The organism is Shewanella seohaensis, from assembly GCF_023283775.1.
Lineage (GTDB): Bacteria > Pseudomonadota > Gammaproteobacteria > Enterobacterales > Shewanellaceae > Shewanella > Shewanella seohaensis.
On record NZ_JAKILE010000013.1, the window covers coordinates 1 to 12,806 of the forward strand.

General features: G+C 47.0%; 6 protein-coding genes and 1 pseudogene. All 7 read left to right on the forward strand.

All coding sequences use genetic code 11. From position 1 onward, the window contains the following. Positions 1-13 precede the first annotated feature (13 nt). Positions 14-4,321: pseudogene (locus L2713_RS14835) on the forward strand (choice-of-anchor K domain-containing protein); the annotation flags it as partial. Positions 4,322-4,409: 88 nt separating this feature from the next. Next, positions 4,410-6,587 (forward strand): type I secretion system permease/ATPase, encoded by a 2,178-nt coding sequence (locus L2713_RS14840; protein ID WP_248968409.1) that lies wholly within the window; start codon positions 4,410-4,412, stop codon positions 6,585-6,587. Then, a complete protein-coding gene (locus L2713_RS14845; RefSeq protein ID WP_086904749.1) occupies positions 6,584-7,966 on the forward strand; it encodes an HlyD family type I secretion periplasmic adaptor subunit in 1,383 nt (460 codons plus the stop codon). The genes L2713_RS14840 and L2713_RS14845 overlap by 4 nt, the downstream gene beginning before the upstream one ends. Positions 7,967-7,992: 26 nt before the next feature. After that, a complete protein-coding gene (locus L2713_RS14850) occupies positions 7,993-9,408 on the forward strand; it encodes a TolC family outer membrane protein (RefSeq protein ID WP_248968410.1) in 1,416 nt (471 codons plus the stop codon). Then, complete coding sequence (locus L2713_RS14855) at positions 9,405-10,013, forward strand: OmpA family protein (RefSeq protein WP_248968411.1); 609 nt, start codon at positions 9,405-9,407, stop codon at positions 10,011-10,013. Before L2713_RS14850 ends, L2713_RS14855 begins: the two co-directional genes overlap by 4 nt. A gap of 18 nt (positions 10,014-10,031) precedes the next feature. After that, on the forward strand, positions 10,032-10,739 hold the full coding sequence (locus L2713_RS14860) for a transglutaminase-like cysteine peptidase (RefSeq protein ID WP_011621185.1): 708 nt from the start codon (positions 10,032-10,034) through the stop codon (positions 10,737-10,739). An 8-nt stretch (positions 10,740-10,747) separates the two neighbouring features. Beyond that, positions 10,748-12,667, forward strand: coding sequence for a bifunctional diguanylate cyclase/phosphodiesterase (locus L2713_RS14865; protein ID WP_248968412.1), 1,920 nt, complete (start codon positions 10,748-10,750; stop codon positions 12,665-12,667). The last annotated feature ends 139 nt before the right edge of the window (positions 12,668-12,806 follow it).

Sequence of the window (12,806 nt, forward strand, 5' to 3'; positions counted from 1 at the left end):
GACTTACACCACCGCTAACGGCTTAGTGATTGATGCGCAAGGTAACTGGAGTGTGGACCTGACCGGCACCGTGCTGCCTGACGGCACCTACCCTGTGGTCGCCACCGTCACCGACGTGGCCGGCAACAGCAAAACCGTCACCCAAGATGTAGTGATTGAAACTGCCGCACCAAATGCGCCAACGGTATTAATTGTCGATGACGGTAATCCAGGTGATGGTCTGTTGACGGCAGCAGAGATGGGCAGTGATGGCGTACAACTGACAGTATCAATCAATGGTACTGATTTTGAAGCCGGCGGTTATGTCACGCTTACCATCAATGGTGGTGCCGCGATTGAACTGAACTTTGCTGACTTCACTGATAATGGCAGCGGTACCCTTACCTTCGGTAACTTTACCTACGCTAACGGCGTTATCAGCTGGAGCGAAACCGCGCCTACTGCTGGTCAAAGCATCACTGTTACTGCAACGCAAACCGATGCTGTAGGTAACACCTCTACACAGGGCTCTGACACTGCGACTGTATATCAACCTAACAATTGCAACGTTATAGTTAATGAAAGCAGTCTACGCGATAATATTCCTGATACCTTCTCTAATACTATTAGCTTCACTGCGGGTAATCAGAATATTACACAATTCCGTTTTAACGACTCCTCTATCTCTACGGCAACTAACCTTGCTGTAGGTGTCAGCATCGTTTGGGCGCTAGCCGCAAATGGTGCGTTAATAGGCACCATCGGTGGTATTGAAGTAATTAAAGTCACTCTAAGTGGCACTCCTGTGACATCAGGACTTGCAGCTGGCGAGACGGGCCAAGTTACTGTTAATGTTGAGTTATTAGACAACATCAAGCAGGTTAATGGATTAAGTGGCGAAAATCTCAGTTCACTGATCAGTGGAATCATCATTGAAGCTGTGGGTGCTGATAGCAGCGTATTGACTGGTAATGTAACTATTACCATCAATGATGACGTCATTAATATTGCCCCAAGCACTGGCTCAGGAGTCAATAGTGCTACGGCAGCCGATATTGTTGGCGCCCTCAATATCTTAGGCGCAGATGGTAATGATCATACTGCGACGGATAACTACAGCGTAAGCCTGAGTGCAAACGTGACTGGCTGGAATGGCACAAGCACAACCTTTGCGTCCTCAGGCATTACAGCAGGTGGACTTAAAGTTTACTACTATGTTGACCCAGCTCACCCGAATGTCCTGATCGCCTATACCGATACCAACGGTACAACTTCCGCTTATACCGGTGGCGCAAATCAGGCATTAATCTTTACCTTAACAACCAACGCCACTACAGGTCAGTACACTCTCGATATGAATCAGGGTATTGATAAGCTTTCAACAATCCAAATTGCTGGACTCGTTGGAGGACAAGGCGGTATTGGTGAAGCGGTGTATGTCACTTATGATCCGGTCACTCATGGTTATGGTGTTTACAACGACATCACGAAGGTTCCCTCTGGCGCAAATATTGCCTTTACACTTACTGCGCGTGATGAAGATGGTCACGTTGGTCGCGTGAATGGTACTAATAATGGATTCGGTGTTGATAATCCAAGTGTTAGTGGCCATGAAGTATTAATTGTCGATTACTCAGAAAATGCAGCTAGTGCAAGCTTCAACTTTACCGGAGCTTCACAAATCCACTTTAAAGCATTCGATGAACAAGGCCACCTATTAGGCGAAGGCAATATTTCTAGTGGTCAATTGATCCAAAACTTAGGTTCGATTGCTTACATTGAGCTATCTGCCTTAGCTGGAACCAGCTTCCAGTTTACTGGCACCACTGCACAAACCATTGTCAGTTCAAGCCAAAGCATCGATTTGAGTTTTGTTGTGACTGCAACTGACAGTGATGGGGATCATTCATCAGGTAATCTGAATGTACATTTAGATCCACCAAGTACAACACCGCTTGCGCCAGTAGCACTGACGCCGAATACTTTTGCAACCTTGAATGAAGCTGATCTACAGGCGGGTGCTCCTGATTCAAGTGTTCAAACTCTGAGCTTTAAGTCTGGTAGCAACTCGATTGGCAGCTTCCAGTTTGGTGATATTAGTAATATTTCTGTGGTGGGCATCAACGCTCAAATTCATTGGGCACTCAATGATCAAGGCCAATTGATCGGTACGGTATACGGGCGCGAAGCGATTCGCTTAACCCTAGATTGGGACCGTATTAATGCGGGTGAGCAAGGTGATGTGACTGTTACCGCAGAATTGTTAACGAACCTGCCACACAGCGTAAATACCAACAACCTAACTGTAAATGGTATTCAGGTGATTGCCGTCGACGGCGCCGGCAATACCGCACATTCCAACGTGACAGTGACTGTCGCAGACGATGTAAACTTGGCCCAGAACGACACGGCTCAGCTTGATGTGGTGGTTGATTCCTTTAACTTCTCAGGCATTGTGGCTAACTGGACCAGTACCACAGGCGGAACCTATGTCAACAAATATGATGGTCCTGACAACGATAGCGGTTACGACCAACTCCGCTGGGGTTCTACCTCTGGTAGTCAATCAGGTTATGGTTTTGCCGATAATGATGCCGCATTAAATGGCTCATTATCCTTAAACCAAGACATAGTGTTAGGTACTTTTACACACTACAACTATTCGATTAGTTCAGGCACGTCTATCACTGCCGCCACAATGCAAGTGACATTTAACGTGACAGATGCCTATGGCGTAGTCACACCAGTCACATTAACACTTAACTTTAGCCATAATGAAACTCCAAATAGTAACGACCCTATTGCGTCTCGCGATATCGTTACTGTCGGCCAAACTAGTGTAACTTTTAACTACGAAGGCCAAATGTACACAATGCAAGTGATTGGTTTCAAAGATAGCAATGGTAATATTGTTACCTCTATCTACACCAATGAGGATGCCGCTACTAGCTATGAGTTAGTCGTACGCATGGTGGCTGGAAATGGCTACACTCTGCCTCACACTGATGGCAATGTGCTTACGAATGATGTGGCAGGAGCTGATGGTGCGCTGACCGTAATTGGCGTTGCAACGGGAGACCACACTAATACTGGCGTTTCTGGTCAAGTTGGCACAACGATAATAGGAACCTACGGTAATCTAGTCCTTAATGCTGATGGTACTTACCACTATCAGTTAACGGCGAGTGCAAACACCATTCCAGCCGCAGGAGCAATCGAAACCTTCACCTACACCACTCAAGATGGCGACGGTGATAAAGCAAGTGCCACCTTGAAGATTGATGTTAATCCAGTCAATGCTGATGGTATTAATATTGCTGACGCTAACTTGGTTTCAACTCAAGGCTCAAGCTTAAATGACACAATCATTGTCGAGCATGGAGAAAGTGCATCCAATCGAAGTCAGAAAATATTAAATGTCACACTTGGTGGCTCACACGGTGGTTTTGTTACTAATAACTCTGGTGAGGAGATATCTGCTGGTTTTGGTAACCACAAGAGTTATACCAATAGTAACGCTCAGGTGGTAAGTAGTGGTGACGGCAATGATCATATCGAAACAGGTAAAGGTGACGATGTTATCTACGCAGGCAGGACGGGTACCGCTAACTACGGTTCTGACGATGACCTAGAGTTATCAGTTAATGACTTGCTGACTCACCATATCATGACAGGTACCTTAGGTGGCTCTAATAGTATAGTTGATGGTGATGGCCTGCTTTTAACCAACGACGTATCTTCCCAAAGAGCTGATGTGGTCAATGGCGGTAGTGGCAACGATCGAATTTATGGTCAGTCAGGTTCAGACATCCTCTACGGACACACTGGGGACGATTATATTGATGGTGGTAGCCACAACGACGCACTTCGTGGAGGAGCAGGTAACGACACCTTGATTGGTGGTCTCGGTGATGACGTTCTACGTGGAGATAGCGGTAATGATACCTTCCTGTGGCGCTATGCAGATGCGGACCAAGGTACAGACCACATCATGGACTTTAATGTGAGAGAAGATAAGCTGGATCTTAGCGACCTACTCCAAGGAGAAACCGCTAATACTCTAGAAAGCTATCTGAACTTTAGCTTAGATAACAATGGTTCAACTGTCATTGATATCGATGCAAACAAAGATGGCGTATTCGATCAACATATCGTACTGGATGGAGTTAATCTGTTTAGCCAATATAGTGCTACCGACAATGCAGGCGTCATCAATGGACTACTGGGTACTAATGGTAACGGCCCTCTGATCATCGATGCGGCGCCTGTCACACCTGATGCACCACAGGGTGTTACATCATTAATAGACCCTCATAACAACAACGGTACTATCATTCCTTAGGAAATCAGTTCATATGGCCTATAGAAATATAGGCCATCATGACCCATACTTCTGATAATAAAATAAAAATCAAAGGATAGATAAGTAGGTGCCTGTTACAGCCTCAGAAAAAGTTGAGCAGTGGACTATTTCCGCTTCACAGCGGGTAATAGTCGACCCTCTACTTGATTGTTTAGTGTTGCTCACTGAACACTTTGGAAATCCATGCTCGAGTGATTCACTTGCGGCAGGTCTGCCCTTGTCTGGGGCAGCATTAACTCCCGATTTAGTACCGCAAGCGGCATCTCGTGCTGGATTAGCGGCAAAACTATCGCGCAAAGGGTTAAACGAAATATCCCCGATACTGCTGCCATGTATTTTGCTCTTAAAAGACAAGAAAGCCTGTATCCTGCGTGAACTCAACCTCGAGTCCGATAGAGCGGTTATCCAACTGCCTGAAACCGGCGGTGAAGAAGTGCTCACAATAGAGTCACTTGAAACCTTATATGTCGGCTATTTATTCCTTGTAAAACAGGAATACCGTGGCGATATGGGGTTCGACGTTTACTTACACGACAATAAAACCCACTGGTTAGTACAAACCTTAAAAGACTCCGCGCCCATTTATCGAGATGCGTTAATCGCTTCGGTGCTAGTCAACATCTTTGCGTTAGTCTCCCCGCTGTTCATCATGAATGTGTATGACAAGGTTGTGCCTAACCTAGCCTTCGAGTCCCTATGGGTATTAGCCATAGGTGCATCTATCGCTTACCTATTTGACTTAATCATGCGACAACTTCGAAGTTATTTGATTGATGTTGCAGGTAAAAAAGTCGACATCATAGTGTCATCTCGACTGTTTGCAAAAGCGATTGGTATCCCGCTTGAGCGGCGAGCACCGAGTATTGGCGGTATGGCCAAGCAGCTGGGTGAGTTTGATAATATTCGAGAAATTTTAACCTCGGCGACCATCACAACCTTGGTCGACTTACCATTTGCACTCTTCTTCCTCATCATCATCTACATTGTGGCGGGGGATTTAGCGGTTATTCCCGTGGTGGGTGGTTTGATTATTATCGGCTTTACGCTTTATACCCAACCTAAGCTAAAAGCAGCGATTGAAGAAGGTAATAAGTTCTCTAGCTTAAAACACGGTCATCTGATCGAAAGCCTCTCAGCTCTGGAATCAATTAAGGCCAACGGCGCCGAAGGGATTGTTCAGCGCAGCTGGCAGCAAATGATCGGCCATAGTGCTAACTGGCAATTGAGATCGAAAAAACTCTCTAACTCAGTCTCCAATATGGCTAACTTCATCGTGCAATTTACGGTTGTATGCGTAGTGATTTTAGGGGTATACCGAGTTGCTGATAATGCCATTTCCATGGGCGGTATTATTGCCGCAGTGATGTTATCGAGCCGAGCCATAGCACCGATGGCACAGCTAGCCGGTTTGATGACCCGCGCGAACCATACCGCTAGCGCACTGCGCCAGCTCAACGAACTAATGGTGCAAGAAGACGAATTCGAGAACAAGGGCCACCTCGTCAGCAAACAACGTTTGATGGGTAAAATCAACGCCGATCACGTGGGCTTTAGCTATCCCGGTTCAGAAAAACCTGTGCTCTACCCTATGACGCTCACCATCAATCCAGGTGAACGCATCGCTATTATTGGCCGCAATGGTTCGGGCAAAAGTACCTTAGCCAAACTCTTGGTTGGCCTATTTCAACCCACAACCGGAAGCCTGCGTTACGATGGCGTCGACTCGGCGCAAATTCATCCTAGCGATCTGCGCCGTAACTTTGGCTATCTGCCGCAGGACGTCACCCTTTTCCATGGCACTATCAGAGATAACATTCTATTCGGTACTCGCCAAGTGACCGAGCATCAACTGATCCGTGCAGTCCAACTGTCCGGTGTTAGCCAGTTCACTCACTTAGAAGCAGAGGGTCTGGATCAGCAGGTGGGCGAAGGCGGCATGTCACTGAGCCGCGGTCAAAGACAAACCGTTGCCCTTGCCCGTGCCACACTTAACGATCCACCAGTACTGTTAATGGATGAACCCACAGCCAGTTTGGATGCGCGTGCCGAGCAGCAATTTATTCGCTCTATGCAAAATGTCAGTAAGGACAGAACCTTACTGCTGATCACTCACAAAATGCATTTATTACAACTGGTTGACAGAATTATTGTGCTGGAACGTGGCCATGTGGTTGCCGACGGTCCTAAAGCCGAAGTGTTAGAAAAGCTCAATTTTGGCCTAGTGACTGGAGGCCCTAAACAATGAGTAAAAATCTAACCGCAAACGATTTGGACATGGTGGATGACGTTTATGGCGCCATGATGACGGATGCCCCCAGTGGGCACAGACTCATTATTTGGGCCTTGGCTGCTATGGTTGTCTGCTTCTTGTTATGGGCAGGCTTTGCCAAGTTGGATAAAGTCACCACGGGTTCGGGTAAGGTCATTCCCTCTTCGCAAGTGCAAGTGATCCAGAGCCTCGATGGCGGCATCATGCAGGAGCTGTATGTGCGAGAAGGCGATGTCGTCACTAAAGGCCAACCTTTGGTTCGCATCGATGACACACGTTTTCGCTCCGACTTTGCTCAACAAGAGCAAGAGGTTTTTGGTTTAAAAACCAATGCCATCCGTATGCGTGCCGAGCTAGACAGCATATTGATCTCAGACATGACCTCAGACTGGCGCGAACAAGTTAAAGTCACCAAGAAAGCCCTAGTCTTTCCTGAAAGCCTAATCGAGGCTGAGCCAGCGCTAGTGAAAAGACAGCAAGAAGAATACAACGGCCGCTTAGACAACCTGAGTAACCAATTGGAGATTTTGGTACGTCAAATCCAGCAAAGACAGCAGGAAATTGATGATCTCGCCTCAAAAACCACCACCCTAACGACCAGTATGCAGTTGATTTCGAGGGAACTCGAACTCACTCGGCCACTCGCCAAAAAAGGCATAGTGCCCGAAGTCGAATTACTCAAGCTTGAGCGTGCCGTTAATGATGCCCAAGGAGAGCTAAACTCCTTACGATTACTCAGACCTAAGCTGAAGGCCGCATTAGACGAAGCGATTCTTAAGCGCCGTGAAGCCGTATTCGTTTATGCCGCCGATCTTCGCGCGCAGCTTAACGAAACCCAAACACGCTTATCACGTATGAACGAGGCTCAAGTGGGTGCGCAGGATAAAGTGAGTAAAGCAATTATTACTTCCCCTGTTAACGGTACCATCAAGTCTGTGCATATCAATACCTTAGGAGGTGTTGTTCAGCCTGGTGTCGATATCGTGGAAATCGTTCCCTCAGAGGACCAACTGCTGATTGAAACCAAAATCCTACCAAAAGATATTGCGTTTCTGCACACAGGATTGCCCGCGGTCGTCAAAGTCACGGCCTACGATTTTACTCGTTACGGCGGCCTAAAAGGTACAGTCGAGCATATTAGTGCCGATACTTCACAGGACGATGAAGGAAATAGCTTCTACCTTATAAAGGTAAGAACAGAAGAATCCAGTTTAGTAAAAGACGATGGCACACAGATGCCAATTATTCCGGGAATGTTAACGACCGTTGACGTTATCACCGGACAAAGATCCATTCTTGAGTACATTTTAAATCCAATTTTAAGGGCTAAGGATACCGCGCTCAGAGAGCGTTAAGCCTGTTATAAACCGGGAGGTTTGCAATGAAGACTTCAGTTAGACAACAATTTCAATGTTCAAAACTAGCGATTGTATTATCAGTTATCCTGTTACCGCTATCGGCTCACAGCCAAACGCTCGAACAAGCGGTAGCACATACACTTGATACAAATCCTGACTTGCGCGTTGCGTTTAACCGCTTCAAGGCCAGAGAAGAGCAAGTGAATCAAGCGATTGCGGGCTATATGCCAACAATTGATGTCACTGGTGGCTATGGCTATGAACAAACCGACAGTGTATCGACTCGTCGACGCCCGAATGTGGGTGATGTTGATAGCAAAGGAGTTGCTGAACTCAACCGTGGTGAGTTTGGTGTGAGCTTAAAGCAAATGCTATTTGATGGCTTTTATACCAGCAGTGAAGTTGATCGTTACAGCTTTGAAGCCAGCGCAGACCAGTGGGCGCTTCTTGCCGCAGCAGAAGACATGGCACTTGATGTCAGTAAGGTCTACCTCAACTATCTGCGCACCGATGAAGTGCTCAAATTGGCTGAGAAAAACCTCAACAGCCACAAAGATATTTATGAGCAAATCAAACAGCGTACCGATTCAGGTTTAGGTTCGACGGCAGATCTCTCGCAAATCACTGGCCGTCTTGCACGTGCCAATGCAAACGTGATTTCTGCACGTAATAATCTGCTCGATGCCAAAGCACAATTTATTCGTGTGATTGCGGCCGATCCTGTTGATTTGATCCAACCCGTACCGGATGCAGACTTACTGCCGAAAGATCTTAACTCGGGTCTTGCCGACGCGCAGGAAAACCACCCGATTTTAAAATCCGCAGCCAATGATATTCGTGCTGCCGAGAACGAACGTTCGTCGGTGCAAGCCAGTTATTATCCACAAGTCTCATTAGAGTTAAACGGTAACTGGAACAACGATGTGGGCGGTGAAGACGGCGTTAGCGCGTTAGCCAGCCAAAACGTTGGCGGTTACAACAACGATCTGGTTGCTATGGTGAGAGTGAGATACAACCTGTTCGCAGGCGGTAAAGACCTCGCCCGCGAAAAAGAAACGGCCTACAAGTTAGGTGAAGCCAAAGAAATCCGTCAACGCGCGCAGCGTGAAGTGGTTGAAGGCGTGAACTTGGCGTGGAACGCCTATGAAATGCTGGCCCCACAGAAGCAATATATCCGCGACCATGTGATGGCAGCAAAAGACACCCAATCTGCTTATGCCCAACAGTTTAACTTGGGCCAACGCAGCTTACTCGACTTACTCGATACCGAAAACGAGCTGTTTGAGGCACGTAAAGATTACTTACAAGCCGAATACGATGAAATCATTGCAAAATATCGCGTACTCAACTCTACTGGACGTTTACTTGACTCCTTAAAAGTTACTCGCCCAGAAGCATGGCGTGGTGAGCGCAACTACGAGGGAGGAGCCAACCAATGAAAACCCTAATTCTATTTATGAGCGTGGCGCTTTTAGCTGGTTGTTCCATGCGGGATACAGTTAATATTGAAGAAATGACCACGACTCAGGCCTATGATCTGTCCGACAAGGACGGGGATGGCGTCATTGAAGCACGTGAGCGTTGCAACGACACCGCCAAAGGGGCAGGTACGGATAATTATGGTTGCGGTCAAGTAAAAGCAATTAATGAGCGTAAGGAAATCAATGTATTGTTTCCAAACGACTCAGCTTATATTGCACCAGAGTACTATCCACAGATTGAAGAAATTGCGATGTTTTTACATCAATATCCCACGACTAAAGTGACCATCGAAGGTCACACTAGCCGCACTGGGACAGATGAAAGAAACGCCGTACTTTCTCAAGAACGTGCTGATGCCGTAACAGCTGTGCTAGCAGACCGCTTCAGTATCGACAGATCTCGACTCACAGCCATTGGATACGGCTCTAGCCGTCCATTGGTACTCGAGCATACGCCTGATGCTGAAACCCGTAACCGCCGCGTAGTCGCGGAAGTGACCGGTGATGATACGACGACAGATATGAAATGGACGATTTACTCTGTCGATGAACCCACTAAATAAAGGCTAACAGACTAGGCTATGAACGGCAGGCTAAGGGATTACAATTCGTTTTTGCGGGCCTGTCGCTTAAGCCTAATCGCGTCTGCGCTTGCGGTCGGCTGTTTATATGCCAGCCCGACCCAAAAGCTGGATGAAGCCAAAATTACCTCAACGCTGGAGAAGCGTTATGGTGAGCGCGCGGGTATGCGTGCAAGAGCTTGGTTTAAAGTGGTGGCCGAAGCCAGCACGCTCGACGAAAAAGATAAACTTTTAAAAGTGAACAACTTTTTTAACTTATTCCGCTTCGTCGATGACATCAAGTTATGGGGAGAATCAAACTACTGGGCGACTCCAATGGAGTTTATTGGCGTAAATGGTGGCGACTGTGAGGACTTTTCCATTGCCAAATATTTCACGCTACTCCAATTAGGTGTGCCCGAAGATAAGATGCGGATCACTATGGTTAAGGCCACGAGCGTGAATCAGTATCATATGGTGTTGGCTTACTATGACACCCCTTCGTCAGTCCCTTTAGTTCTCGATAACCTAGACCATGTCATTAAACCTGCGACTCAGCGTAAAGATCTCATCCCTGTTTACAGCTTTAACGGTAAACAGTTATGGCTAAATAAAGAACAGGGACGAGGTGTGTTAGCAGGCTCGTCGACACGACTCGAAAAATGGAATGACCTTAACCATAGGTTAGGGGTTGACCGACTCAGGCAGCCCAAATTAAAACTGGAGTAGCACCAAAGATGACACTGTTTAGACAGATATATTCGCTGCTTTTTAGCCTGTTCTTGCTGGTTGTTGCAAGCCTTGGCTATGTGCAATTTACTGAGACACAAAGCTTTTTGACCAAGCAAATGGAATCGGATCTAAACAATACCAGTACCTCGCTTGGACTCATGCTTACTCCAGCACTGCAAGCAGGCGATACCGCCGCAGCCGAAACCTTAGTTAATGTGATTTTTGAGGGCGGCTATTACAAGAACATTAAGCTGACCTGGATGGTTGATGGCAAACAACAAGAATGGAACAACCCACTCAAAATTGAAGACGTGCCTCAATGGTTCATCAATCTCAATCTATTTAAAACCATCAAAAAAGAAAGCACTATCACCTCAGGATGGTTACAGCTCGCTCAGCTAGAAATTACCGCGCACCCAGGTTTTGGTTACCATGAATTGTGGCGAATTATGTCTAATACCATTATCGCCTTCTCATTACTCTTTTTAGTCGCCATTTTTACCGCGAGATTAGGCTTAACCTGGATCTTAAAACCACTGCATGCCTTATCTGATCATGCCAAAAAGATTGCCGCCCGCCAGTTTGGCCCCGATATGCCGCTGCCTAAAACCACTGAACTCAAGGACTTGGTTACCGCATTCAACAGCATGTCAGCCCAGCTCAAGCAATTGTTCCAATCACTCGATGAAGAAGTCGGCTCTTTACGCAAAAAGAACCTCACCGATCCCGCCTCTGGGCTGCCTAATCGCCAATATGTGGTCAGTCGCCTCAATGGTTGGCTAAGCGAACCGAGCAGTGGTGCCCTATTCTTAGCTAAGCTCGACTGGCTCGAAGAAGTACACAGCAAATATGGCTATCAAGTTCGGGATGAAACCATTCGCCTATTAGCCGAAAAACTGGTTCAGCAACTCAATGAGATCACCCCATCCGTGGTGGCGCGTATTGCCGCGTTTGAATTTGCTTTCCTCGTTACCGATGTCGAGCACGATCAAATCAGTAAGTACCTGCAAACCCTGATCCGCACCATCAACCAAGAAATCTCTAAAGCAGGCTGTAAGCCCAATGAGAACTTTGCCATCGGTGTCGCTGAACGCATCGGTCAGATGAAGGTGTCAGACATTCTGGCGCAGGCGGATAACGCGCTGCAAAAAGCCCTGAAGGAACATAAATCCTTCCATTGGTTCGAAACTACAGAGCAACAGCTGTTTACCCGTGAACAGTGGCGCGACAACTTAAGCCATGCCATCAGCAATAAGAAGTTTAAGTTCCGTTGGCAGCCTATCCAGTTTTGTAATGGTGATGGTGTCGCCCAGCGCGAGCTTTACTGTCAACTTGAGTTGGGAGATAAGGTGGCCCACGCTGGCCAGTTTATGCCCTATATTGAACTGCTATCCCTCGGCTCACTGCTCGATAAGTGCCTGATTGAGAAAGTATATGAGCAAAAACTACTTGAGCGTAACTATGAGCCACTGGCAATCAACCTGACGCATCAGAGTATTAGCGATACCCAGTTCCACGACTGGCTCAATCACTTCCTGCGCAGCATGCCACAGGTCGAGCGCATCTGCTTTGAAATCCCCGAAGCAGGCGTTTATAGCGATTTAGAGTCCTGTGTGCTGTTATGCAATATTATTCGTGATAATGGCGCTAAATTTGGTATCGACCACTTTGGTCGCCAATTTGGCTCAATGTCGTACCTTCAAGAGCTCAGACCAAGTTACGTCAAGCTCGACCAATCCTTCTCCTACTATGACGAGGCCTCACATAATAGCGAGCTCTGCCGCGCCATTATCAATGTCGCCAAAGGATTGGATATTCAGGTGATAGTGACAGGTATCCAAGAAAAAGCGCAGTTAGAACGCTTTGATGAGCTTAAAACTGACGCCTATCAAGGCTTTATCGTTCCGCCAGAGAATATCGACTAAGTCGAATATCTTTGTATTAAGGCTCCTACGGGAGCCTTAATTATTTGAGCGGGGAGAATCGCTTGGGGCATCACAAACTATGAAGTGCAATAACGACTGCTCGCAAGGCTTAAACAGAGGTATACAGCAGAGAGACAGA

What these genes read in the sequence shown, in the direction of transcription:
- L2713_RS14845 (WP_086904749.1), top strand. Translation starts at nt 6,584, where the DNA reads ATGAGTAAAAATCTAACCGCAAACGATTTGGACATGGTGGATGACGTT.
- L2713_RS14850 (WP_248968410.1), top strand. Translation starts at nt 7,993, where the DNA reads ATGAAGACTTCAGTTAGACAACAATTTCAATGTTCAAAACTAGCGATT.
- L2713_RS14855 (WP_248968411.1), top strand. Translation starts at nt 9,405, where the DNA reads ATGAAAACCCTAATTCTATTTATGAGCGTGGCGCTTTTAGCTGGTTGT.
- L2713_RS14860 (WP_011621185.1), top strand. Translation starts at nt 10,032, where the DNA reads ATGAACGGCAGGCTAAGGGATTACAATTCGTTTTTGCGGGCCTGTCGC.
- L2713_RS14865 (WP_248968412.1), top strand. Translation starts at nt 10,748, where the DNA reads ATGACACTGTTTAGACAGATATATTCGCTGCTTTTTAGCCTGTTCTTG.